Consider the following 25,066-nt stretch of genomic DNA (forward strand, 5'->3'; position numbering starts at 1 on the left):
TCACTTCTTAACGAAGCATAGTTGCTCCACCATCGACCATGATGGTTTGCCCAGTAATATATTGAGAGTCTGCGCTCGCTAGGAAGACTGCCACACGGCCGATATCTTCCTCTACATCGCCGAAGCGGCCAAGCGGAATTTTATTCACAACAGCCTGGTAGTATTCCGGCTGCGCTTTTGCCCATGTACGTACGCCTTCAGAATCAGCAATCGGACTGATCAGGTTAACATTAATACCATAGCGTCCCCATTCATTAGCGGCAACACGAGTGATTCCGCGGATAGCTTCTTTCGCAGCTGCATAGGCAGCTTGTGTTTGGTCACCATTAATACCCGCTCCAGAGGCAAAGTTAATAATGTTTCCTTTTGTTTCCTTCAAATAAGGAAGGGCTGCCTGCATCAAGTAGAATGTAGGAAAGAATCCTGTTCCAAGTGACAGCTCTAAGTCCTCATGTGTAATCTCTTCAAATAATTTTTGTTTACATGCATGTGCATTATTGACTAACACATCCAGTTTGCCATACTTATCAACAACTGTTTGAATAATATTTGGTAAGTTTTCACGATCCATTAAATTAGCTTTCACAAACATGGAGTTTGGAGAGATGTCCTGCAGAATTTTTTCCGCCGCTTTGCCTGTTTCTTCATTTACATCGACAATCGCGAGGATAGCACCTTCCTTGGCCATTGCTTTCGCCATACCAAGCCCAATACCTCCCGCACCACCTGTAATAATGACAACTTTTTCTTGAAGTTTCAAAAAATCTCCCCTTTATTTTCTTATTCAACTATATTTTAACAATAAACTATTTATTAATAAACTAATACGCTTACATTTTTAATAGCTTGCTTGTTTTTTCATTTATAAAAACTTCTTCATAAAATAAAACGTGCTGGCATAATAAAAGCAAGAAAACGATATGAGCTTTCTTGCTTCATAATTAATTTGCTTTTAACATAATACACATTTACTGATTGAGCACTTTACTTACATAAGGATATCCATCCAAAGCTTAACCGCTGTAGCTGCAATGATGACTGCAAGAATCCACTGCAAAACTTTTGTATTCATTGATTTGCTCACCCTTGCTCCAAGTGGTGCAGCAATGATACTTGAGATTATCATGATCAAAGCTGGTCCATAATCAACTTGTCCTGTCAGAATCTTACCAGTGCTTCCACCGACAGAGGAAATGAATGTAACCGCAAGGCTTGTCGCGATTGTCATTCTTGTTGGTATTTTTAGAACAACAAGCATGATTGGTACAAGCATAAATCCTCCTGCTGCACCAACAATTCCTGAAGAAATCCCTACAATAAAGGCAAGAATGGTGGCGAGTGGCTTGTTAAACGTAACTTCTTTAAGTGGTTGCCCATCAATTTGTTTTTTAGGAATAAACATCATAATTGCCGCGATAACAGCCAACAGAGCATATACAATATTGACAGCACTTTCTGATAAAAATAGAGAACCATAGCTTCCTATAAAACTTCCCGCCAGGATGGATCCCCCCATATAAAGAATGAGCTGCTTGTTTAAGTAACCGCCCTTCCGATAAGCCCAGACACCCGAAATGGAGGCAAATAATACTTGGACTGCACTAATACCCGAAACTTCATGCGGACTAAATGCGATAAGACCAAATAATGGCGGAATATATAAGAGCACCGGGTATTTGATGATTGAACCGCCAACTCCCAGCATCCCTGAGATAAAAGAACCTACGAAACCTATCATAAAAATAACTACTAAAAATAAAATATCCATATGCATTACACTCCTTTCCAATAAAAAAAGCGGACTTCCAAAGTTACGGACGTCCGCTATATTCTTATGCCTTCTGAATATAGAATTTCAGTACTCCGGCTTCTTCTGTTTGCTCTACGATGGTGTGCCCGCCAGATTTAGACCATGCGGTAAAGTCGTTCAACGCACCCTTATCTGTGGCAAGTACCTCCAGTACCTCTCCGGATTGAATTGCTGCTATTGCCTTCTTTGTTCTAACAATTGGCATTGGGCAAGCCAGCCCTTTTGCATCTAATGTTTTAGTGATTTTCATATCAATCTCTCCCTTTGTTAAATTAGCGAACTGCACAGCGGTTTGAACCAATTTCCATTTCAGTTTGTTCATCTAGTTCGGGTATAATTTTACCCATATTCACTTGACGGATTTGCTCATATGCATTTGGCTGCGGTGGCAGATTTTCTGTGACTATCTTACGGAATTCATTTTCATTATCAATATTTAAACCATGATTTTCAGTCAGCAAAGTTCTAAGCCGTTTGGCAACAGTACCGTCTTCGTTTACTTCATCCATAATCATGAAATGAGCAGGAAGGACAATTAATTCATCCGCAAGCACACGGTATCGTTCATACAATGTTTCACGTAAATCGTCCATCCAATCCTCGGCAAGACCAGCTAAATCCGGGCGCCCAATTGAATCGATGAAAAGAATATCCCCCGTAAGTAAGTAACTTCCGCCAATGACAAAAGAAGTGGAGCCGATTGTATGCCCCGGTGAGTATATAGCATTGACTTCAATCTCTGATTCGCCAAGCTTCACCGTTAACCCGTCTGTTAATGGCGTATAATTATATACAACTTCCTCAGCATCCTGCTGTGGAAGATAATACTGTGCACCTGTCTGTTCAGCAATTTGGCGCCCACCAGAGATATGATCAGCATGCAAGTGTGTGTCAAATACATGCTTGATTTTCACTCCCTTTTCTCTGGCAAAGTCGATAAATACATCCGTGAATCGGACTGCATCGATGATTGCCGCTTCCTCACCAGAGATGACCATATAGGAGAGACAGCCTTTGCCAAGGCGTACAAATTGATAGATCTCTCCTCCACCTTTCAAATCATCTACCTTTACAGGCTCAAGGTGCATACTCCATGCCTTCATACCACCTTCCAAATAGGCAACAGGTCGGCCAGCCTCTGCCAGCATTTCAGCAACCATGACAGATGATCCTTCTTTTGCACATACTACAAGAACTTCTTTATTCACCGGGATTTCAGAAAGAATTTCCTCTACACCATCTAGTAATTCAAAATAAGGTATATTCATATATTCAAAGCTCTTAGCCTCAATCTTCCAATCCTTAAATGCATCTTGATTACGAACATCCAAAATAAATAAGTCCTTATGTTCAATCACATATTTAGCCACATCGGTAGCTGTCCATTTCAAAACTTTCATTTTCAGTTACCTCCTGACGTGATTTTATTCGTTTCTTTTATTAATTCGCCTTTCCAATCTTTCATGCCAGGGAATACATTGAATACTTTTTGAAATCCGCTTTCGACAAGTTTGTGAGCAGCTAGTTCACTACGTCTGCCTGTACGGCAAATGACGTAAATATTTTGATTGGAATCTAGTTCACTCATTCTTTCCTCCAATTCCCCAAGAGGAATTGACTTTGCCTGAGGCACATGCCCAAAGGCATACTCGGCTTCCTCACGAACATCTAAAATGATACCCTCACTTGTTGCAAGATCTTCATTTGTTATTGTTCGTTCAAATGGTTTATCAACCTCGCTATCTGCACCACCCTTACGGATATAATGAATAAGGATTTCGCCATCTTCATTTGTACCAATATATTCATGGCCAGCTGATCCCGCCCAGGCAGCAAGATCGGCCTTTGATCCCTTATCTGTTGCCGTAATTTTCAATACCTTGCCCACAGCTAATTCTTTCATCGCTTTCTTCGTTTTCACGATAGGCATTGGGCACGCGAGTCCTTTTGCGTCCAAGTGAACATCTGCTTTGATTGACATTATGATTCCTCCTATACTCCATAGGGTATATTATTGTTTTAAAATTTTTGACCGTCTTCCCTTTCCAAACAAGCATACCTCCAACCATATTAGTTGCCTGAAATCCAATCGATTCCAGATAAGAGGCAGCATTGCCACTTCGAGCGCTTGAACGGCACACGAGAATGTATTCCTTATTTTTATCCAGTACACCAATACGGTCCTGAAGCTCACTAAGCGGAATATGGATAATGCCTTCAATATGAGCCTCAGCCACCTCTTCTGGCTCTCGTACGTCAATTAAATTTAGTAGCTTCCCTGCTTCTAAGCGTTCTTGAACTTCTCTTGCTGTAATTTCCTTCATTTAGCTCACCCTTCCTCAAATCCTTACAAGTATTAAATTAAACCTTAGAAAACTAACAGATCTTACTTGAATTTAAATAAACAAGTTGACTGCTCCATTTTCTGCGTCTGCAAGATAGGCGGCAACTCCTGCATAATGAACGTCATCCAGCAATTCCTCTTTTTTAAGACCCAATAAATCCATTGTCATTGTACATGAAACAAGCTTGATATCCTGTTCCCGTGCCATGTCAATCAGCTCCGTTAAGGTGAGTGCATTATGTTTATTCACGACATGCTTAATCATTTTTGGTCCCATGCCCATCATATTCATTTTAGAAAGCGCTAGTTTTTCAGCACCTCTTGGCATCATAAAGCCAAACATTTTCTCAAGGAGGCTTTTCTTTACATTCATTGGCTCCTGTTTACGTAATGCATTGATTCCCCAAAATGTATGGAAGATTGTCACTTCATGGTCATAGGCAGCCGCTCCGTTTGCAATAATATAGGCGGCCATCGCCTTATCATAATCCCCGCTGAATAAAATGATATTAGTTGATATCTGTTCCATTGCTCCTCCTTAGAACGCATATACCCCTATAGGTATTTATTATTGTAAAAAAATATAATCTTTTCCTATTATCTGCTTTTAACGAGCAAGTTTACCGCCTGTCCAATTAATTCATTCATCTGTTCCTCATCTCCATCAATCGCACGTACACATTCAATTAAGTTTTCACTGACGACGATACCAATTGTCCGCTCTATTCCGGAACGTACCGCTGAAAGCTGGGTGATCACATCCTTACAATCCTGTCCTTCATCCATCATACGTTGTATGCCACGAAGCTGACCTTCCATTCTTCTTAATCTCACTTTCGTTTTATCATCATAATTCATTCATCATTCCCCCTCTCAGTTGTATTATATCGATATGCCCATCGTATACCCCTATGGGTAATTGGTCAATCAGAATGCTCAATAAATTCTTCACATCCTTTCATGCCCTAAAAAAATACTGACATTCTAGATTAAAAGTACCTGCTTAGATTCATATTTTATATTCATTAGTTGCCATGTATTTGTTTATGTTATGGGCTTTTTAAACACTAGCAAACCGTATATTTTTAAAAAATTTGGCCATACTATGCTTAACTTTGTTCAAGGAGAAATTTATGTATAGAGGTATTATATTATTGGATGAGAAATGTCCTATTATCCAAGTCCCAAATTTTGTGAAACATTGCCCATTAAAATCTGTCAATGATTTTATCTGTCAAAAAAATATAGAAATTGCAACCTTAAATCCCCATCAGCTTACCAGCTATTATACACGCCCGTTTGCCTTATATTTTGATTTAAAAAAAACCAGAAAAGATCGTAAGGTTACTTATGATTATTTAGTAATAAATCTTCACGAAGCTTTCCAAAAATTTACGGATACCTATCCGGAATATTGGAATGAAATACAAAGTTCGTTTCACCATATCCACTTAATTAAGTGACTTAGTAACTGAGTAACCCTTTAGTCTAATCCAATTGCATCACAATATCTCTATTATTTCCACCCGATAAATGAATAGATAAGATTCGAGTACTCATTACTTTTTGAAATTATGAAACAAACTCATATCCCTGCAGTTTTATATAAAAAGGCGTACAGAATATCACTATTCTGTACGCCTTTTTGCTATCAGTTATGAGGCTGTCCGTAAGCACTCTAAATTAAACAGCAATCGGTGCTTTGATCGTTGGATGCGGGTCATATCCTTCAATTTTTATTTGATCCAGATTCATATCAAAAATACTTGTAAATGAAGAGTCAATCACCAGCTCAGGAAGCGATCTTGGTTCTCTTTCCAATTGAGTCTTCACTTGTTCTACATGGTTTAAATAGATATGTGCATCACCAAGAGTATGGACAAATTCACCAACCTCCAGACCACATTCAGCTGCAATTAAATGAGTCAGCAATGCATAGCTGGCAATATTAAATGGTACACCGAGGAAGATGTCTGCACTTCTTTGATACAGCTGGCAGGACAGCTTGCCGTCTGCCACATGAAACTGGAATAAACTGTGACATGGCGGCAAAGCCATAGTTGGTACATCCTCCGGATTCCATGCAGATACAATCAATCTTCTGGAAGATGGGTTTCTTTTAATTTGTTCAATCACATCTTTAAGCTGGTCAATCGTTTCACCTGTTGACGTCTTCCATTCTCTCCATTGTTTCCCGTATACATTGCCAAGCTCTCCATACTTCGCCGCAAAGGCATCATCATTTAAGATTTTCTCTTTAAATAAATCCATTTGTTCCAAATATAATTGATTAAAATTTTCATCCTGTAAAGAACGAATACCAAAATCAGTCATATCAGGACCTTTATACTCTGAGCTTTCAACCCATTTTTTAAATGCCCATTCATTCCAAATATTATTATTATGCTGAAGCAAAAACTTGATATTCGTATCTCCGTTAATAAACCACAGTAATTCACTTGCAATCAAGCGAAATGGTACTCTTTTGGTTGTTAATAATGGAAAACCATCCTTCAGATTAAATCTCATTTGGTGGCCGAATACAGAGATTGTACCTGTCCCTGTACGGTCTTCTTTTTTTGTCCCGTTATTTAGAACATGCTGGCAAAGATTTAAATAGGCCTGTTCATTTTTCACCATTTGTTGATCCTCCTATTTTATTGTTCTTTTACTGTGTACCCATTCTTTTCAATATTTTTTATGATTTCGTATGTGAGAGGGGCCTTTTCCAAACATTCTGCTTTAGTTTCTTGATTGAAGTAATACATCGCAAAAACCTCAGCAAAGTACTCCTCTGGATAATCAATAAAGTATGCTTGATTCGGGAATAGTTGTTGCACTTCTTTTAACCAAGCATTTTGAAAGTAGCCCGTTTCACTAATATTATTCAATATAATTTGATCGACTGAATGTCCAAGCTCATGTAGTTCTAGATTAGTTGAACCATGGCCCGCTCCTTTTTCACTGTGCCCGATTTTTACTAAGACTGTTTTACTGCCACCCATTCCGGGTACTTCATCCCAATTTTTCGAGGAATACCCTCTTGGCTGAACTCCTTTTAAATGGGCAGCCTCCCGTTGATCCGTCAATGCTCCCGTAAATAACTTAATCTTAATTCTATTCTTTTTTAATACTTGAAGTAAGCCTTCAGGTAACCCACTTATTCTTTCTATAATAACCTCAGCCTCATCCCATTGATCTTGATCATCAGGTAAAACAATTATAGTTGATACCAATGATTTATTCTCAAAGCCAGATAAATTCTTTAAATAAACTGACTCTGCATAATTTTGCCCTAATGGAAATAATATAAGAGTGGCTACCATAATGAATATAAAAATGAATACAAGTAAATTTCTGGCCTTCATCACAATTCACTCCGAAGATTAATTTTTATATCATAAAAACCCTATTACCAGTCAATGAGAATATATAGGGTTATGTATAAAACTTCGTGAAGAAATCCAGATAGGCGTATATGTATGGTTTAACCATTTATCAACAATGGCATATATCCATTTCGACAAATCATTAAAAATTATACCATATGATGAGAGTTTCGAAGTGAACGAGTGGTCATAAAAATTATGGAAGTTCATCTGACCGTTTGCAGCTAAACAGCACCATCACAGCATTCCAGCAATCCCCTTTTACAATAAAGTATCCAGGGAGAGGTGGTTAAGATACGGTTCCATCCTGATAAATATAATCTTGATGACGAATTAATGGAAGATTTGTATTCTGCTATGACAGATTGGAGATTAGTGGTATTCGATAGTCTAATTACTCTTGGATTTTGCATAGGCTTTATTTTCATTCATCTCTCTTAAAAGAATTCCTGATCATATCCTGATCAGGAATTCTTTTAACATATTCTATGCCGACTGATTCTTTCTTTTCTTATAAAAGTGCAACAGAATGGTTGCGCCAAAAATCACAATGATAATGAAAAAGAACATAGTATGATCGATATGTAGACCAAAATTGGAACCAACCATTTTAACAGCGATAAAGGCAATCAAAATATAAGCAGCACTTTCAAGCTCTGGTATTCTATCGATTAACTTTAAGAATACACCTGCCACACCCCTCATCATTAAAACACCTAATATGCCTCCAACGAACAAAACCCAGACTTGATTACTTACACCAAAGGCAGCCAGTATACTGTCTACAGAGAATGCGATATCCATCAACTCTACGGATGCAACTGTCCCCCAAAAGTTACCGAACAATCGTTTGAGCAAGCCAGATTTTTTTACGTCCGGAACATCAGGAGTCGTTTCAAAATGTTTATACTTTTTGTAAAAATACTGAATGGAAAGCCATGCAAGATAACCTCCTCCAATCAGTTTCACCCACAAAATTTCAATTAAATAGACACCTACTCCTATAGCTAGGAAACGGAATAAATAAGCTCCAATCAACCCATAAAACAAAGCTCTTTTTCGTTGTTTTTCCGGAAGATCCTTTACCATTACAGCAAGGACGAGAGCATTATCGGATGATAGCAAGCCCTCCATCAGAACCAGTGTACCAATTAATCCCCAACTGACTGGGTCAGACAATACCTCTATCCACATCTGCCCATCAAAAAACATAGCGTATGTTTCTATTAACTGTGAAAAGAATTCATTCATGGTTGTCTTCATCTCCTGATTATTTTCTTTAACACAAAAAAGAAAATACGTTGATTACAACGTATTAACCTGAAAATAGTAATCTATCAATTAATGATCTGCTTAGCTAATCCACTTAGGAGGAGTGTTTTGACTCCAATAAATCCTTGCCATCGAGTGATGGGCGTCAAAATTATCTTTGTATGTATGGTAATGAAATTCAAACCAATGGCCTTCTCCAGGCGGGTTCTCTCTCCTGACATGAAATCTGATGAGGTCTTCATTGGTTTCCCGATCATAAACATGAAATATTTTTTCACTTAAACCGCCGCTTGGCTTTTCTGATATCGCCATATTCAGCAGCTTTTCTTCCGGTACATCAGATGAAAATTCCTGCAAGGCGGATTCAATGTTCGGTAATACACTCGTATAAAATTCATCTTTTATATGGGGACCAATTCTACTCCCAAACTTTTCAAAGGATTGCTCCTCAGCGCGAAGCATGGCATACGATAAAAAATCACTTTGACTAAATACCGTTACAGGAGATTCACTGCTTACATAATCAGTTTGGCCAATAACAGGATTGTTTTTGGTTTCTTTGACAGTACTTCCTTCATACCATTCCTGATACTGAGATGGAGATATAATTCCAAAGCTTAAAACAGAAAGCCCAACTACCAAGGATTTCTTAAGAATACTTGACCAATTTTTCAAATTAAAATCACCTGCCTATTCAGCAAAACGGGCTATTTCTTCACCCCGTTTTATTAATATTGGAAGAGCGAATTTTGATTTTTTTAACTATTCTAATTCTATCACACCAAAATGAAATTTTGCAGTTTTTCTTTTTTCAACGCTAAATCCAAACCGGGAAAATCGATCACTCCTGAAATGGTCCTTAAGAATAATCCTCTTTTTGGCGACTCTCTTGGATTCCTCTATTGCTTCTTCTGTTAACTCCTTGTAGGAAGCAAATGAACTCAAAGACTGAATTCCAGCACTTTCAATGACTCTTTCTGTAAACATTGGATCAAAATAAACGACATCATAGGAGCGATCCTCAGCTTTTTTAAGAAAGGTTAAATAGTCTATGTTCACAGCTTCAATTCTCCCGGCAGCTTCGCCAAATTTCTCATTCTTAAAAGGATAATTTTGCAGTCCCTCCTTAATAACAAAGTAAACAAACGGATTTAACTCTAAAGCAGTTATTTTCCCGCTACTCCCTATGATATAAGAGGCAATCAAGGCATCCGCTCCCATACCAAGTGTACAATCAAGAATAGACATCCCTTGATTTAATCCGGCTGCCCTGACAAATGGATCCACTTCCCCTTTCTCAATTCTCTTCATACGGACTGCGGCCATATTTGGATGGAAAAATAATGGATCTATTCCATGCAGGTCATATAATTCTGTTTTGATCTTCCCCACTACCAGACATGGTTGGTTATAGTAAGATTGCAACTGTTTAATCGTTCTTTTATTGCGTTCAATATACGGGATCCCTAATTGTTCAGCTGTTCTTAATGCTTTTTGATTCAGCACATTATTCGTTTTTTCAATCGTAGTGACAAACACATAAAAAACTCCTTTAAAATCTGCAAGATTTCTTGTTGAGCAGGCTTCTTTAAATCTAAAGCGATAGAAACTTATTTACCCTCAGGCTCATATTAAAAAAAGGAATACTCATGTGAGCATTCCCTTACGTTTATTTACAATACTCAGAAAAAGCATTTAATAAATTCTCTTTAACGTCTTCTAAAGTATGTCCTTCAATCTCATGTCTTGGAATAAAATGAACCACTTCATTTCCTTTTAATAAAGCCATTGAAGGTGAAGATGGAACTTCCCCAAGATATTCTCTCATTCTGGCTGTTGCTTCTTTATCCTGACCGGCAAAGACTGTTACAAAATGATTCGGTTTAATTTCAGCATTTACTGCTTCTGCTGCAGCCGGTCTTGCCAAGCCGCCCGCACATCCGCATACGGAGTTGACTACAACCAATGTAGTACCTTCTGCCTTTTCCATAAATTCATCTACTTGTTCCGAAGTCGTTAATTCTTCAAAGCCTGCTTCAGTCAACTCTGCTCTCATTGGTTTAACCATTTGTCTCATATATTCTTCATATGCCATAGACATTCATAATTCCCCCATTCAAAGTCTTACATTTGTAGGATACATTAGATAGCTTACATGTGCAATCCATGTATTCCCTAATATTGTATGTAACATTACCTAATATAGATGTAAACTCCCCGTTTAAACAGAGGCATATACTCTTTCCTATGCTCAACTAAAGCAGCTGCCAAGTGATTCGACACTGCCTTCCTGATATGCTCTATTATTCTTGAACCTTGTTATTTTTTCTGGCTTCAGTCATTTGTTTCCATACAGACCCAAGGGCTTCATCACCATTTTTAATACGCTCACTGGCCATCTTCGCCTGCAGAGCCACTTCAAATTCTTCATCATTTTCCGCTTTTCGAAGCGCTGGCAAAGCATTTTCCCCACCAACCTCATACAAGTACATGGCCGCTCTCCAGCGTACTAGCTTACTTTTATCAGCTAAAGCTTCAATCATAGCCTGCTCAGCTTCTGGGAAGCCTAAATCGGACAAGCAGTCCCCTGCTGTTCTTCTGACCGTGACACTCTTATCTTTTAGTCCCTTATATAAGTATGGCAAAACGATCGTGTCTTCAATCATTCCTAAATAGACCACAGCAAGCCTTCTGATAGATGCTTTTTCATCCTCCAAAGCTTTATTGAGCAGCGGCAGATCCAAAACATCCGGATCCTCCATCTGATCCAAAGCTTGAAATCTGGCCTTCCAGTCTTCCTGATCCAAATCAGCTTCCGTTAGCTTTCTTCTTTTCACCTTAACGGGTTCTGCCTTCTTGGTGGTGGTGTCCTGAGCGTCTGCAACAAGCAGCGCTAACCGTTCTTCTGGATATAAGGCGATGATTTCATCCATCACCTCTTTCCCAATCTGCTCAAGCTCCCCGTAACGATTTCCAAAATCACTCCATTTACGGATTAACACAGCATTATCATCCTCAAGCTGAGATTTTTGGAAAGCATCCATAAATGCTTTCGGCATAGCCCATCGTTTTTCTTCCAGGTCACTATTTGCTTTAATCTGGATAGGGATTCCTTTAAAAACTTGAATTTGGACCTTCACTTCTCCAAATCCTTTGCCAGAATTAATTGGATTAGTTCCAGTGTCTTCAACTGACTCACCAAAAACGGTTCGAACCTGTGCCAATATACCAGGCCAGTCATATTTAGCATTTCTTTCAACTGCCAGGAAGTCTGCTACATGGTATACACCTTTAACACCTTCAATATGTAAAATTTCTTTTATAAATGAAGGTGCGGTATCAATTGTATCCTTTTTATAATTCGTACTTTTCCCAGCCGGCAATTCTTCATTTAAGATAACCTTCATCGTATTCGGGCTCGGTGTCGGCTCAATCGAGACAATCCTCATCATAAAATCCCCCTGATCTATTTATCTAGGGGGATTGTAGCATATCTATCAAAATATTTACATACTTACGATTTAGCCTTCTTGTATTTCTGAAAGATAGGACCATCGTTCAATCAAATGTTCCAGTTCTTCATTTAATTGAATTTCTTCCTCAGCTAATTTATTCGCCAGTTCAAAATCACTGCCTGCTTTATTTAGTTCGGCAGCTACTTCCTCCAGTCGTTTTTCAACCGCTTCTATTTTTTCATCGATGCCTTCCCATTCTCTCATCTCATGATAGGATAGACGTTTTTTCGTTTTTGTCTCTTCTGCACGTTTTATTTTAGGAGTTGACTCTTTCTCAACGGCAGTTGCAAGTCTTTCCTGCTCCTGTTTCCATTCCAAGTAATCACTTGCCTGCCCATAGTATTGCTGAATCTGTCCATTCCCTGTAAATACCCATAATTTATGACATGTTTTATCCAAGAAGTATCGATCATGTGATACGGTTATAACAACACCCGGAAAATGCTGAAGATACTCTTCCAAAACAGTTAATGTCTGAATATCCAAATCATTTGTCGGTTCGTCCAATAAAAGTACATTTGGAGACTCCATCAATATCTTCAATAAATAAAGCCTTCTTTTTTCTCCGCCTGAAAGCTTCCCGATGACCGTCCCATGCGTATGTGGCTCAAAAAGGAAACGTTCCAGCATTTGTGCGGCCGAAATTCGCTCACCATCTGCAAGCGTGACCGCTTCACTTGTTTCCCGGATATATTCAATCATTCGCTTATTGAGTGGTAAATCTTCATTTTCCTGAGTATAATAGCCAATCAATACCGTAGAACCCCGATCAATTGAGCCACTAGTTAAAGACTCAGAACCGGCAAGCATTCTTAATATGGTTGTTTTTCCACTGCCATTGGCTCCGAGGATACCAATTCGATCTCCCTTTTGTAAAATGACAGAAAACTGATCGATTAAGAGTTTATTTTCATAGGATTTTGAAAGATTAACCAGCTCCAACACCTTTTTCCCAAGTCTGGTTGAAGCAACATCCAAACTTAAATCGTCACTTGCATTACCAGCATTCGCTTCCTCCTGCAAGGATTCAAAGCGCTGAATTCTCGCTTTTTGTTTCGTCGTTCTCGCTTTTGCCCCTTTCCGCATCCAGGCCAATTCCTGTTGGAACAGCCTTGAAACTTTATGAGCTGATTTCGCTTCCATCTCGTCTCTGATCGCTTTGATTTCTAAAAATTTCTCGTAGTTTCCGTCATAAGAATGCAATTGCCCCTTATCAAGCTCCCAAATCTTTTTAGTCACGGCATCTAAGAAATATCGATCATGAGTTACAAATAAAACCGAGCCTTGATATCCTTGGATATACTCCTGCAGCCACTCGATACTGTCATAATCCAAATGGTTTGTCGGCTCGTCTAAAATAAGCAAATCTGCTTTTTCCATTAATGCTTTAGCTAAAGCACAACGCTTTTTTTGCCCTCCGGATAAAGAACCCATTCTAACATTAAGGTCTTTGATTCCTAGCTTATTTAACATAATTTGTGCATTTGAATGGATCTCCCAGCCACCGTTTGCATCCATTTCAGCCTGCAAATGAAACATTTTATCAAGAAGAGCTGAATCATTTGGGGACTCCTTCATATGTTCCAATAGCTCTTCGTACTTTCGTACAGTTTGAAATACAGGTGAGTCATTTCTATAAATAAAGGCTGATACCTTTTCATCTTCGTTTACTTCAACATTCTGTCCTAGATATGAAATCCGGTAATCCTTTGGCTTATCAATCAATCCTCCGTCCATTTCTTCAATGCCGGCAATGATTTTTAAAAGTGAAGATTTCCCTGTTCCGTTTAAGCCGATTAAACCAATTTTTTCGTTTTCACTTATGCTAAAGTTAATATCCTTAAAGAGAGTCTTCTCTCCGTATTCCTTTTTAATGTCGATTCCTTTTAATACTTTCATTCCATCATATCCTTTTTAAACTGTTCTAAAAACAACAAGATAAATTGATGACGTTCTTCTGCCAACCTTTTACCTGTACGTGTATTCATCAAGGTTTTTAATAGTAGTAATTTATCATAAAAATGCGTGAATGTACTAGGGGCAGAATCATCCTTCGGTAAATAAATAGGATGCCCCTTATGACTGCCATATGCAAAAGCACGGGCTATACCAATAGCTCCCAATGCATCCAGACGGTCCGCATCCTGCACAATGGCTGCTTCAGGGGATAAGCCCTCTCTTAAACCCTCACTAAATGAGATACTGGAGACATCCCTTTTAATCTTTCCCCTAATTTCTTCATTTTTCACATTAGATTCGAGCCATTCGCTAAGTACCGCTTCTCCCGCTTTTTTTGTCCCATTTAATTTGGAATCGGATAGATCATGCAGTAGGGCGATCAGTTCAATTAGCTCAGGATCGCCTGTTTGCTCGGTTTGATAGATTAATAAGGATAGCCTTCTGACACGATCCATATGCTGCCAGTCATGGCCCGTTGTATCGTTAATAAAACGTCTTTTCACGAATTCTTCCGCTGCTTTAATAGCTTCGCGCATAATAAACTCCTTTACTTTTCTATCCATCCGATTCCTACTGTTTCAACGCCTGCGTGAAGGCAAAGGGCAGTCCCGAGCGGATGTATCGTAATTGATAATTCCTCACTGATTCTTTCAACCATCCGGACCCAATCGCTTGTTTGACTGATCTGTTTTCCATACAGCATAAAAACTTCTTCAATCTGGTAGGACCCCAGGGATTGTTTTAAATAAGATTGGATTTTTTCTGTTGCCTTTTTCCATGTACGAACCTTGGTTTTAATCTGTAGACTTCCTTCCTGAAAGGTTACGATTGGCTTTATATTCAAAAGACTTCCCAGGTAATAGCTTGAGGTGTTAAGCCTGCCGCTATTATGAAGCTGCTGAAGAGATCCTATCCAAACATACACTCTTAACTTAGATTTAAGCGCATGGATTGCTTCCACAACTTCTGTAGGTTCATTTGAAGTTTCCCATATTTTAATAGCTTTCTTTATCAATAACGTCAATGGATAAGCAAGATAATGAGTATCCACATTAAAAACCGGGATATCCACCAGCTCGGCAGCTTGAACACTTGTAGAATATGTACCGCTTAATTTATCAGAGATATGAAAGGAGAAGATAGAGTCATAGGTAACAGCCAACTTGTCGTAAAGCTTTTTGAAATCGCCAATCGATGGCTGCGATGAGGTAAGAGTGGATCCCTTTTCTATGTGTTCAACTAATTCATCGGTTGTTAGATCTACACCATCCAAATAAGACTTTCCATCAATCATCATGTGGACCGGTAAAACGTAAACATCTTTATTGGCTCTAAGTTCATCATCTAATACAGCAGAGCTGTCTGTTACCCACGCTACTTTTTTCATCATGCAACCAACCCCCATACCTCATGGAATACATAACCGATAAATGGCGTTACTCCTATTATAACCAAAAGCGTTTTTAAAAAGATACAAATATAAGACCTCTCCTAGCAAAGGAGAGGTCTGTCCTATAATAAATCAACGATACTTTTCTCTACTTCAGAAAGTTTTGTAGAGGGTGCAAAACGTTTTACAATCTTTCCATTTCGATCAATGAGAAACTTTGTAAAGTTCCATTTAATCGCCTTGGAACCCATCACACCAGGGGCCTGTTCTGTTAAATAATTAAATAATGGATGAGCTTGGTCTCCTCTTACATCCACTTTTGCGAACATAGGAAAGGTAATTCCATAATTAGTTCGGCAGAATGAATGGATTTCCATTTCATCTCCGGGTTCTTGATTCATAAATTGATTGCACGGAAATCCAAGAATAACCAAGCCCTGCTCCTTATATTTTTGGTAAAAGGATTCTAACTCTTTATACTGTGGAGTAAACCCACATTTACTGGCAGTATTCACAATAAGCAGGACCTTCCCCATATATCTTTCAAAGGAAACTTCATCTCCAGTGATTAAGTTAGCCTTAAAATCATAAATGTTCATCATCTTCACTCCCGCTAAAAATACATGACTGATCAAGTTTTACTTTCGTTCAAAAAAATCTAACCTTCTGCTTTCAGTATATGATGGATTTGGCTGACATAGGTATGTAATTGATCAATTTCATCCTCATAAATTGGCTTATCCTGCTTAATTTCAATCGTTACGAATGGATCTTCATGTTTAAATCCAATCGGAGTATGTTTAAAAACCCGGTAATGATACCCTTTATCCCAGATCTGCTTCAATATATGAATATTGCGGAGAGGATGCTCAGGATCGATATACCTAAATTTAATTTTAAGATCACATCCCGGCTCGCGTTTAGTTATGGATGATAGCTTTTCTGATGAGAAAGCTTGTAAACCTGCACTTAAAGAAAGTGTACATTCAACCGCTTTTTCCATCGAAGCATCAAGCCTTGTACTAATCTCAAAAATTCTTGACATATATGCTAAGTCAACATAATCATGCCTGTCTATGATGGCTAACTCGCCTTCTAAGTCTAAATCATAAAAGGCACCTTCAACTACTACTTTCAGGTTTTCAAAAACTGATGGATCAAACATGAGATCACCTCCATTTTACATAATCTACCTATCCTTATTAAAACAATCCGACCGCATTGCCATTCTCGTCGACATCCATCTTTAAAGCAGCTGGTCTTTTAGGTAATCCAGGCATTGTCATAATATCTCCAGTAAGTACCACAATAAAACCTGCTCCTACAGAAGGCTTTAGCTTTTTGATATACAATGTAAATCCTTCAGGCCTGCCCAACAAACTTGGATTGTCCGATAATGAATACTGGGTTTTAGCCATACAAACAGGGAGCTGCCCCCATCCTTCTGATTCATATTTATGTATTTGTTGCAGAGCTTCAGGAGAATATTCAATCTTTTGTGCCCCATATACAATTTTTGCGACTTTTTCAATTTTCTCTTGAATGGAATCCGTTGATTCGTATAGACGTTTAAATGTATTGGTATTCTCCTTCATAAGGTCTTCAAGTTTTGCTGCAAGGTCCAATCCGCCCTGCCCACCTTTTTCCCACACTTCTGTTAAAGAGAAAGGTAATCCATGTTTCTGACATAAAGTATTGAATCGTTCCACCTCTGCATCAGTATCTGCAGAAAATTTATTTAAAGCGACGATAAAAGGCAATCCAAAAGCTTGAATCGTTTCACAATGCTTCACTAAATTCTGGAACCCTAATTCAATCGCATTTAGATTTTCCTCTTTTAATTTATCCGATTGTACGCCACCATGCATCTTTAAGGCTCTTAATGTTGCCACGATAACGACAGCATCCGGAGTAAGATCAGCAGCGCTTGTCTTAATATTCAAGAATTTTTCTCCGCCAAGGTCCGCACCAAATCCTGCTTCTGTAACACAATAATCAGCTAGCTTAAGGGCTGTTTTTGTAGCAAGTACACTGTTGCATCCATGTGCAATATTTGCAAACGGACCACAATGAATTAGCGTAGGCGTATGTTCAATAGTTTGAACCAAATTAGGCTTTAAAGCATCCTTCAACAATAAAGTTAGTGCACCCTCTACACCCAAGTCTGAAACAGAAACAGGTGTATCCTGATAGGTGTATCCAATCACAATCTTCCCTAATTTATCTTTTAAGTCATCTAAATCTATCGCGAGACAAAGAATTGCCATGATTTCAGATGCTACGGTTATATCAAAGCCATCTTCACGGGGAATTCCGTGCTTATCCCCGCCAAGCCCGATTACAATATGCCGAAGGGCACGGTCATTCATATCAAGGACCCTTTTCCAAATAATTTTCCGCGGGTCAATCTGCAGTTCATTTCCCTGCTGAATATGATTATCAATCAGAGCTGCCAGTGCATTATTTGCTGTTGTGATGGCATGTAAATCACCAGTAAAGTGCAGGTTAATTTCGTCCATTGGGAGTACCTGTGAATAACCGCCGCCAGTTGCACCTCCCTTTACACCCATGACTGGTCCAAGAGAAGGCTCTCTCATCGCTATCATTGCTTTCTTTCCAAGAAGAGAAAACGCATCTCCTAGTCCAACGGTTACCGTTGATTTCCCTTCCCCTGCTTTAGTAGGATTGATGGAAGTAACGAGAATTAATTTCCCATCCTTTTTGGTGCTGCGGGATTTTAACACATCAAGAGAGATTTTCGCCTTGTGTTTCCCGTAAGCTTCCCAATCTTCTTCCTTTAATCCAATCGTTTCAGCAATTTCTTTTATGGGTTTCATTTTTGCATTTAAAGCAATCTCGATATCACTTTTTACAATTGTGTCCAAATTCATGCTGAGCCCCCTAAAAATCAATAGTCATAATTAGTTTAACAAAAAATATATATCAAACACACATTATTATTTACAACCTCTCAAAAATATGAATACAATGGTAATATTATTTAATATTTTGAAAATTTAAACAAACAAGGAGGTCCATATCTTGCCGATTACGATTCCAAATAAACTACCCGTCAAACAAATTTTAGAAGAAGAAAATATTTTCGTAATGGATGATAACAGAGCTCTTAGTCAGGATATCCGACCTTTAAACATTCTCATTTTAAACTTAATGCCTGAAAAAGAGAAAACCGAAGCACAGCTGCTTCGATTACTAAGCAATACTCCTCTGCAAGTCAAAATAACCTTTTTACGAATGGAAACACATGAAAGTAAAAACACACCCCATACACATTTGGAACAATTCTACTCAACCTTCCCCGAAGTATCAACGAAGCGCTTCGACGGCTTAATTATTACTGGAGCGCCGGTTGAAAAGCTAGACTTCGAGGAAGTTCACTATTGGAATGAGCTAATCAACATAATGGATTGGTCAAGGGAGCATGTAACCTCATCCCTTCATATATGCTGGGGAGCCCAAGCAGCCCTATACCATCATTTTGGAATATCAAAGCAATTATTAAATAAAAAATGTACAGGCATCTATAAGCATAAAGTATTGAAACCATTCGAAAGCCTTGTAAGAGGATTTGATGATGTTTTTTACGCTCCGCATTCAAGATATACAGATATTGAAGCAGAAGAGATCCGCAATCATGAGGAGTTAATCGTCTTAGCAGAATCGGAGGAAGCAGGTTTGTTCCTGGTCGCTTCTAAGGATAAACGATTAATTATGGTAACCGGTCATCCAGAATACGATTTGGCTACCTTGTCCCATGAATATAAGCGTGACTTATCAAAGAGCTCAGGTGCCCCTATTCCTCAAAATTATTTTCCTGAGGACGACCCGCTGCAGCTCCCATTTCATACATGGAAAAGCCACGCAAGTCTTCTATTTTCTAATTGGCTGAATTATTATGTCTATCAGACGACACCTTACCAGTGGAAATAATGATAAGTATTCTTACAATAGAAATTCTTATATAAAATATAAAAGACAGCCTATCAGCTGTCTTTTTCTTCTAATATCCAATATCCTCTTATACTTCATTAATAATCTTAACGATTTCAATATCCCTAAATGCCATTAAATCTATGATTCCCCTTTCAGTCTTTATTAAAGACTTAAGTGGATTATATCGATTTATGAGAAGAATCGAACCATATTCGCCATTATTCAGCTTTACTTTTTTGCCCACCAGCGCCTGAAGCAATCTATCCATGAAAACCAATAAAATATGAGCATCTAATGTTCCATATACATCATTCTGCATTTGTTTGATGATTAAATAAAATGGTGTTGCTTCGTGATAAACTCTTTCTGAGGACATCGCATGATATATATCTGCTATGGCGACAATCTTAGCAAAGTAATGAATTTGCTTACCCTTTAATCCATGAGGATACCCCATTCCATCTTCTCTCTCATGGTGCTGCAAGGCAACAATGGCAGCCGAATCAGGGATATGGTCGAGACTACTTAATAGTTCATGCCCATAGACGGTATGTTGTTTCATTATATTATATTCCTGAGAGGTAAGTTTACCTGATTTATCTAAGATGTTCTCCGGAACCATGGTCATGCCGATATCATGCAAAACAGCAGAAATCATAAGGTCTTCCAGCTCATCTATAGGCAATCTCAGCCATCTCCCGATTAGACCGGATAGAATTCCTACGCAAATGGAGTGCCAGTATGTATACTCCTCTTTACGTTTAGTTTGATGAAGCAATTCAAAAATTCGCGGACTCGATGATGCACTCTTGATAACAGGGATAATCTCCTGTTTAACCCGATTGACGGAAATTTCTCCACGTCTCTTTATATCCTTAAATATATGCCGAATATCCGTACATGCCTGATCCATGCATAAAGAAACCTCTTCTGTCGTCATCATTCGGAATTCCCCATTATCTTTGATAGAAGGTGTTTTTTGTTCCACCTTATCTCTTATTTCTTTTTGTAATTGATTCATATAAACTCTTTCCAGCAAATAATTAGAAAAACCATTATGATGTGTATCCATCAGACACCCCGACATATGTTTTCATTTCATTTTAACAATTATACCATATTTACCCAATTATCCAGTCACCTCTTAAAAATTTTCAATATTTTTTAAAATCCATTTTGACACTGTATATTTGAATGTTGTATATTGAAATTATCATGACTTATCTAAAGTTTATGATAAATAGTAATTGGCTTTTGAGCCACAGTTTTAGGAGGAATAAATCTATGCAAAACGGTAAAGTAAAATGGTTTAACAACGAAAAAGGTTTTGGTTTTATCGAAGTTGAAGGCGGAGATGATGTATTCGTACATTTCACAGCAATTCAAGGTGAAGGATACAAATCTTTAGAAGAAGGCCAAGAAGTTACTTTCGAAATCGTAGATGGAGAAAGAGGACCTCAAGCTACTAACGTACAAAAAGCCTAATAATAAACCAAAATTAACAGCCGCCTATTGGATAGGCGGCTTTTCTGTTTTCTTATTTAAATTTCCGCCTATATGTTTCAAGGATTCACCAACTGTACACTGATTGATACAAAAACGGTGTGCATGAGTACGGCCGTTATCCCGAACAAGCTGTTTGTGTAGAAAGCAGCCATCACAATACGTACTTAACAAAAAATCAACCTGTTTAAGAGCATCTTTTTTTCCCTTTTTTTTATTCATCGATAACATCACCCCATTTTTGGTAATTCAAGTTGACCGTCTATCTCAATTCCCTCTAGTGCCTGTGTTGCCAGCCGATGTGCTTCCTCATTATCTTTTCTTGGAACTGCCATTGTCTCAAAGTGCAAGCCAAGATTCTTAAGCTGTTCTTCGATCCGATCCAGCCACTTATTTAAATTTTCTTCATAACAAGGCCATTCTCCTGTTAATTGTTTCAATACGACCTGAGAATCCCCTTTTATCATAATTTTTTGATGTTTAACTCCCAGTTCATCAAGCCTTTTGACAGCTGCTAATAATGCACAATATTCTGCTTCGTTATTGTCCTCTATATAATCAAAGACTTCATTGCTCCGTATGCGAAACCTTTTATTGTTTTGTGTGTAATAAATCGCAATGCCAGCTCCTGCAAAGGTTTCACCCGGTCTGTGACTTCCATCAAAATAAATCGTTACATTCTGTGGGGTTTCTTCTATTTCCTCTGTCAGCTTTTGAAACTGTTTCTTTGTCCATTCCTGTCCCAGTTCATCAATAAAAATGAAATCTCGCCATCTTCCCGTGCTTTCGAGATCATTGACAAGCCTTAAAGCAAATTGACTTTCCATTTCTTCTGATGTGAAGGTTATAGGAGGTATTTTGGATTTATTGTAGATACCCTTTACTGTTACGTTCATTTCTTTCTCCCTTCCCAATCCTTTATACAATTAATTCATTATATATAAATTATCCTGATACCACTAAAACTATGACAGTAGACATTTAATAAAAATTCATGTACTTTTTAACTTGAAAGGATGTTTTCTTATGATAGAAGTATATGTAGATGGCGCAGCTAAAGGAAATCCAGGTCCAAGCGGTGCCGGTATTTTTATAAAAGCAGATGGTGAAGTCCACCGATATTCCATACCCCTTGGCATCCATAATAATCATGAAGCTGAATACTTAGCCTTGATCCATGCTTTGAAGATATGCCTGGATAAAAATTACGATGTCATCTCTGTTCGAACCGATTCAAAACACGTGGCGGATGCAATGGAAAAAGAGTATGTAAAAAAAGAATCCTTTAGACAATTACTCAATCAGGCACTGGAGCTTTCGTCTGAATTCTCCTTATTTTTCATCAAATGGATTCCAGAATCGCAAAACAAATCAGCTGATCTGTTATCCCGGCAAGCTGTGCAAATGAACGAGCAGAAATAATCATTCGGTTGAAACGGTATGGAATAAAAATAGAAAAGAGGAAAAATCATTGTTGCAAGGGCTTATCCATCATATTGAAATCAATGTATCAGATTTAAATAAATCCATTGACTTTTGGGGCTGGCTTCTAGCTGAATTGGGATATGAACTTTACCAGGAGTGGGATAGTGGACAAAGCTTTAGAATAGGGGATACCTATATAGTCTTCGTTCAGACGGAGGATAAATATATGGATATCCCTTATCACAGATGTGGAACGGGATTAAACCATTTGGCGTTTCATGCCGAATCCAGGCAACAGGTAGACGATCTAACAAAGAAATTAAAAGAAAAGGATATATTAATTCTTTATCAGGATCAACATCCATTTGCAGGTGGGAAAAATCATTATGCCGTTTTTTTCGAAGATCCTGACAGAATTAAAGTTGAATTAGTAGCACCCTAACCTCCCTTAGGTTAGTTGTTCTAATGTATAGTAGTTGAAATTGTAACCCCAGAACATCTTGCCAACTATTTAAGTGAGAATTTTAGTAATAAGAATGTCATTTTTATAACCAAAATACATTGTCAGTTCAGTATAAAAAACTCAGAAAACCCTTTAGGATACGACTAATTAAAATAGTTTATAGCAGGAATAACATCCATTGTTCCACTTTCTTTGATGAACTGAGTCAGTAGGTGAATATGGGCTGAACCTATTATTAAAAGTGTTCTGTCCTCGGGTGAAACAGTCATTTCAACAAGATTCGCATAAATAATTAAATTTCGCTGATACCACCATCTTAGCCAATCAATCCCGATATAGTCTGTTCCTTTTCCTATTTGTGCAATCATCATATTCAATTCATGCTCTAGTTTAATTCTTGAGTCTGTATTGCACGCTTTAACTAACTCATAAATATCAATGTGATCAAAGCTTTTATTTAACTTTGACCAGTAATGGTCCTTAATAAATTCATATTTATCTGGCTGTTCTTCTTTTGCCCAATCATATACCTGACCAAGTCCCCTATTCCCAACCGATTCCATCCAATCGACCGCATAAACTTCCTTATGACCTAATTCAGCAGCAGTCCTGAATCCAAATTGGTGGATTTCGTTGACCTCATTTCTCAACTCACCATTCAGATATTTATCATACTCGTCATTTAGAGAAGTATGTTCTTCTTTTACGACTTCAAGGGCTATTTTAGTCGGTTTAAATTCTTTCAGACATTTAACGACTGCTTCAATTTCCCTTTGCTGATCCGTTATGATAGACTCATCGAAATCTCCGCGATGAAAATCTGGTGTATATCGCAAATGAAAAGTTCCGAGAATCATTACTTTTGGCTTTTTCGACATGATATCCCTCCTAATCATCCATTTATTAGACAATATTCAGGAAAAATCCTGCCTAAAAAGCTATCTTTTAGCAATAAAGCTGGCAATACTAGTTTATATATGGATTAATACCCACAAAAAAATACCTTGATTTATTGAAATCAAGATACCTGTAAGCCATGTTCCTTCATTAATTGATTTGCTTCTTTTCTGTTGGAAACTTTACCATTCACCAAGGTTTCCAGCAGTGATATATAAAAACCTCCATCAAATCTCTTTTGAGCTTTCAATGTATTTTCCAGTGCAATGTTTACGATCCAGTCTGGTGCTGAAGTCAACTGTTTTCCAAAATAGATAAATCCTATTGCCTCTTCTCCAAGACGAAATCCTTTCGAAGATAATCTACAAATATAGTCTTCTAATTTTTCCATGTATCCCCCAAACACACTCCTTCACAAAATTACTCTTTTATTGTAAAACATTTTTAAAAAGTTGAATACAGGTTTTTGTCGAATTGTCTGAAAAAGGTTGATCACCCAGGTGACTTTTACAACTGAATTAACCCTTCCCTTATTTCCCGGTATCCAATTTTAATAAATATTCATCAATGATTTTTTTATGGCTTTTAACGATTCTTCCCGGTAATTCATGTGGATAAAAGAATTCAAACTTTATAGATTCACTTTCATCTACAACTAATTCACCTTCGTATTCATTTGTATAATACGCAATCGTGACACAATAGAATTCATCTCCATTAGCAGCCTTTACAAAATACTCCGGTCCGGAATATACATTAATAAAATGCAGCTTGCCCAGCGTAAGGCCGGTTTCTTCTGTCACTTCACGTCTGGCTACTTCTTCGGTCGTTTCTCCCAGCTCCATTAAGCCGCCTGAGAGCCCCCATGACTCCTTCGGAAATTTTCTTTGCTGCAACAACAGCCTGCCTTCCTTGTCAGAAATAACGACGACTGATCCAACTAATATTAAGGGACGATGACCCACAATAGCTCTTAAATCTTCAATATAGCCCAATCTCATCTCTCCTTTTATTTACCGCTCTGTAATACTAATCAATGTAACAGCGAAGATTTTGCATGTTTATATGAATCAATCAAAAAAAAAAAAAAAAAAATCGAGCCCTAAACCTTCAGGCATAAAGCTCGATCATGACTACTCAATATA

General features: G+C 38.0%; 31 protein-coding genes and 1 pseudogene. 5 read left to right on the plus strand and 27 right to left on the minus strand.

The features are described 5' to 3' along the window. Positions 1–7 precede the first annotated feature (7 nt). From FHY47_RS05880 to FHY47_RS05915, 8 genes and pseudogenes are all read right to left on the minus strand, one after another. A complete protein-coding gene (locus FHY47_RS05880) occupies positions 8–700 on the minus strand; it encodes an SDR family NAD(P)-dependent oxidoreductase (RefSeq protein WP_395940465.1) in 693 nt (230 codons plus the stop codon). A 288-nt stretch (positions 701–988) separates the two neighbouring features. Then, positions 989–1,768, minus strand: a complete 780-nt coding sequence (locus tag FHY47_RS05885) for a sulfite exporter TauE/SafE family protein (RefSeq protein WP_187393441.1) — start codon at positions 1,766–1,768, stop codon at positions 989–991. Between the two features lie 64 nt (positions 1,769–1,832). Continuing rightward, positions 1,833–2,060: a sulfurtransferase TusA family protein gene (locus FHY47_RS05890; protein WP_066107202.1), complete on the minus strand. Its 228-nt coding sequence runs from the start codon at positions 2,058–2,060 to the stop codon at positions 1,833–1,835. 22 nt (positions 2,061–2,082) lie between these two features. Beyond that, positions 2,083–3,210 carry an MBL fold metallo-hydrolase gene (locus FHY47_RS05895; protein ID WP_148629835.1) on the minus strand — a complete coding sequence of 376 codons (1,128 nt, stop codon included), beginning with the start codon at positions 3,208–3,210 and terminating at the stop codon, positions 2,083–2,085. A 2-nt stretch (positions 3,211–3,212) separates the two neighbouring features. After that, the gene (locus FHY47_RS05900) at positions 3,213–3,791 is read right to left on the minus strand and encodes a sulfurtransferase TusA family protein (RefSeq protein WP_066107211.1); all 579 of its coding nucleotides are present in this window, start codon (positions 3,789–3,791) and stop codon (positions 3,213–3,215) included. A gap of 49 nt (positions 3,792–3,840) precedes the next feature. Next, positions 3,841–4,134, minus strand: a pseudogene (locus FHY47_RS05905) (rhodanese-like domain-containing protein); the annotation flags it as partial. Positions 4,135–4,206: 72 nt separating this feature from the next. After that, entirely contained in the window at positions 4,207–4,683 is a 477-nt protein-coding gene (locus tag FHY47_RS05910; RefSeq protein ID WP_148629837.1) for a DsrE/DsrF/DrsH-like family protein, read from the minus strand. 68 nt (positions 4,684–4,751) lie between these two features. Continuing rightward, a complete protein-coding gene (locus FHY47_RS05915; protein ID WP_066107222.1) occupies positions 4,752–5,012 on the minus strand; it encodes a metal-sensitive transcriptional regulator in 261 nt (86 codons plus the stop codon). Between the two features lie 275 nt (positions 5,013–5,287). On the opposite strand from FHY47_RS05915, the gene FHY47_RS05920 reads away from it, so the two are divergent. Next, positions 5,288–5,617 (plus strand): hypothetical protein, encoded by a 330-nt coding sequence (locus FHY47_RS05920; RefSeq protein ID WP_066107225.1) that lies wholly within the window; start codon positions 5,288–5,290, stop codon positions 5,615–5,617. Positions 5,618–5,837: 220 nt separating this feature from the next. On the opposite strand, the gene FHY47_RS05925 is transcribed toward FHY47_RS05920, so the two are convergent. The 13 genes from FHY47_RS05925 to FHY47_RS05985 all read right to left on the minus strand — a co-directional run bounded on the left by FHY47_RS05925 (position 5,838) and on the right by FHY47_RS05985 (position 18,570). Continuing rightward, positions 5,838–6,794, minus strand: a complete 957-nt coding sequence (locus tag FHY47_RS05925; protein WP_066107229.1) for a thymidylate synthase — start codon at positions 6,792–6,794, stop codon at positions 5,838–5,840. A 17-nt stretch (positions 6,795–6,811) separates the two neighbouring features. Further along, positions 6,812–7,522 (minus strand): anthrax toxin lethal factor-related metalloendopeptidase, encoded by a 711-nt coding sequence (locus tag FHY47_RS05930; protein WP_066107232.1) that lies wholly within the window; start codon positions 7,520–7,522, stop codon positions 6,812–6,814. A gap of 507 nt (positions 7,523–8,029) precedes the next feature. After that, positions 8,030–8,794 carry a TerC family protein gene (locus FHY47_RS05935; protein ID WP_139891783.1) on the minus strand — a complete coding sequence of 255 codons (765 nt, stop codon included), beginning with the start codon at positions 8,792–8,794 and terminating at the stop codon, positions 8,030–8,032. Between the two features lie 102 nt (positions 8,795–8,896). Further along, complete coding sequence (locus tag FHY47_RS05940) at positions 8,897–9,490, minus strand: YpjP family protein (RefSeq protein WP_066107243.1); 594 nt, start codon at positions 9,488–9,490, stop codon at positions 8,897–8,899. Positions 9,491–9,577: 87 nt separating this feature from the next. Beyond that, entirely contained in the window at positions 9,578–10,354 is a 777-nt protein-coding gene (locus FHY47_RS05945; RefSeq protein ID WP_148629839.1) for a class I SAM-dependent methyltransferase, read from the minus strand. A 130-nt stretch (positions 10,355–10,484) separates the two neighbouring features. Next, positions 10,485–10,916: a BrxA/BrxB family bacilliredoxin gene (locus tag FHY47_RS05950; RefSeq protein WP_066107248.1), complete on the minus strand. Its 432-nt coding sequence runs from the start codon at positions 10,914–10,916 to the stop codon at positions 10,485–10,487. Positions 10,917–11,118: 202 nt separating this feature from the next. Next, positions 11,119–12,264 (minus strand): conserved virulence factor C family protein, encoded by a 1,146-nt coding sequence (locus FHY47_RS05955; RefSeq protein WP_148630279.1) that lies wholly within the window; start codon positions 12,262–12,264, stop codon positions 11,119–11,121. 72 nt (positions 12,265–12,336) lie between these two features. After that, the gene (locus FHY47_RS05960) at positions 12,337–14,229 is read right to left on the minus strand and encodes an ABC-F family ATP-binding cassette domain-containing protein (protein ID WP_066107254.1); all 1,893 of its coding nucleotides are present in this window, start codon (positions 14,227–14,229) and stop codon (positions 12,337–12,339) included. Further along, positions 14,226–14,852, minus strand: coding sequence for an HD domain-containing protein (locus tag FHY47_RS05965; RefSeq protein WP_262365973.1), 627 nt, complete (start codon positions 14,850–14,852; stop codon positions 14,226–14,228). Before FHY47_RS05965 ends, FHY47_RS05960 begins: the two co-directional genes overlap by 4 nt. Further along, positions 14,837–15,679, minus strand: coding sequence for a DegV family protein (locus FHY47_RS05970; RefSeq protein ID WP_181162011.1), 843 nt, complete (start codon positions 15,677–15,679; stop codon positions 14,837–14,839). Before FHY47_RS05970 ends, FHY47_RS05965 begins: the two co-directional genes overlap by 16 nt. Positions 15,680–15,801: 122 nt before the next feature. Continuing rightward, the gene (locus FHY47_RS05975; protein WP_139063861.1) at positions 15,802–16,278 is read right to left on the minus strand and encodes a glutathione peroxidase; all 477 of its coding nucleotides are present in this window, start codon (positions 16,276–16,278) and stop codon (positions 15,802–15,804) included. 59 nt (positions 16,279–16,337) lie between these two features. Continuing rightward, positions 16,338–16,844, minus strand: a complete 507-nt coding sequence (locus FHY47_RS05980; RefSeq protein ID WP_066107259.1) for a hypothetical protein — start codon at positions 16,842–16,844, stop codon at positions 16,338–16,340. A gap of 37 nt (positions 16,845–16,881) precedes the next feature. Continuing rightward, positions 16,882–18,570, minus strand: a complete 1,689-nt coding sequence (locus FHY47_RS05985; protein ID WP_148629841.1) for a formate--tetrahydrofolate ligase — start codon at positions 18,568–18,570, stop codon at positions 16,882–16,884. Between the two features lie 151 nt (positions 18,571–18,721). Between FHY47_RS05985 and metA the strand changes: the two genes are divergently transcribed. Next, positions 18,722–19,630 (plus strand): homoserine O-acetyltransferase MetA, encoded by a 909-nt coding sequence (gene metA / locus FHY47_RS05990; RefSeq protein WP_066107265.1) that lies wholly within the window; start codon positions 18,722–18,724, stop codon positions 19,628–19,630. 88 nt (positions 19,631–19,718) lie between these two features. On the opposite strand, the gene FHY47_RS05995 is transcribed toward metA, so the two are convergent. Further along, positions 19,719–20,705: an HD-GYP domain-containing protein gene (locus FHY47_RS05995; protein ID WP_066107267.1), complete on the minus strand. Its 987-nt coding sequence runs from the start codon at positions 20,703–20,705 to the stop codon at positions 19,719–19,721. A gap of 212 nt (positions 20,706–20,917) precedes the next feature. Between FHY47_RS05995 and cspD the strand changes: the two genes are divergently transcribed. Continuing rightward, positions 20,918–21,118, plus strand: coding sequence for a cold-shock protein CspD (gene cspD, locus FHY47_RS06000; RefSeq protein WP_066107270.1), 201 nt, complete (start codon positions 20,918–20,920; stop codon positions 21,116–21,118). 24 nt (positions 21,119–21,142) lie between these two features. Here the strand turns inward: cspD and FHY47_RS06005 are convergent, their stop codons facing one another. Together FHY47_RS06005 and FHY47_RS06010 are read right to left on the minus strand one after the other, a co-directional pair. Continuing rightward, entirely contained in the window at positions 21,143–21,358 is a 216-nt protein-coding gene (locus FHY47_RS06005; RefSeq protein WP_066107273.1) for a zinc-finger domain-containing protein, read from the minus strand. 8 nt (positions 21,359–21,366) lie between these two features. Then, positions 21,367–22,032, minus strand: a complete 666-nt coding sequence (locus tag FHY47_RS06010; RefSeq protein WP_066107277.1) for a reverse transcriptase-like protein — start codon at positions 22,030–22,032, stop codon at positions 21,367–21,369. A 130-nt stretch (positions 22,033–22,162) separates the two neighbouring features. Between FHY47_RS06010 and FHY47_RS06015 the strand changes: the two genes are divergently transcribed. After that, positions 22,163–22,558 carry a reverse transcriptase-like protein gene (locus FHY47_RS06015; RefSeq protein WP_066107281.1) on the plus strand — a complete coding sequence of 132 codons (396 nt, stop codon included), beginning with the start codon at positions 22,163–22,165 and terminating at the stop codon, positions 22,556–22,558. 49 nt (positions 22,559–22,607) lie between these two features. After that, complete coding sequence (locus FHY47_RS06020; protein WP_148629843.1) at positions 22,608–23,003, plus strand: VOC family protein; 396 nt, start codon at positions 22,608–22,610, stop codon at positions 23,001–23,003. A 164-nt stretch (positions 23,004–23,167) separates the two neighbouring features. On the opposite strand, the gene FHY47_RS06025 is transcribed toward FHY47_RS06020, so the two are convergent. From FHY47_RS06025 to FHY47_RS06035, 3 genes are all read right to left on the minus strand, one after another. Beyond that, positions 23,168–23,902 (minus strand): DUF5694 domain-containing protein, encoded by a 735-nt coding sequence (locus FHY47_RS06025; protein WP_254654728.1) that lies wholly within the window; start codon positions 23,900–23,902, stop codon positions 23,168–23,170. Between the two features lie 140 nt (positions 23,903–24,042). Continuing rightward, positions 24,043–24,312 carry a DUF6123 family protein gene (locus tag FHY47_RS06030; RefSeq protein ID WP_066107287.1) on the minus strand — a complete coding sequence of 90 codons (270 nt, stop codon included), beginning with the start codon at positions 24,310–24,312 and terminating at the stop codon, positions 24,043–24,045. Positions 24,313–24,451: 139 nt separating this feature from the next. Further along, a complete protein-coding gene (locus FHY47_RS06035; protein ID WP_066107291.1) occupies positions 24,452–24,916 on the minus strand; it encodes an NUDIX hydrolase in 465 nt (154 codons plus the stop codon). Positions 24,917–25,066: the final 150 nt, after the last annotated feature.

Origin of the sequence: Bacillus sp. E214, from assembly GCF_008087365.1 — a bacterium.
Taxonomy (GTDB): Bacteria; Bacillota; Bacilli; order Bacillales; family Pradoshiaceae; genus Pradoshia.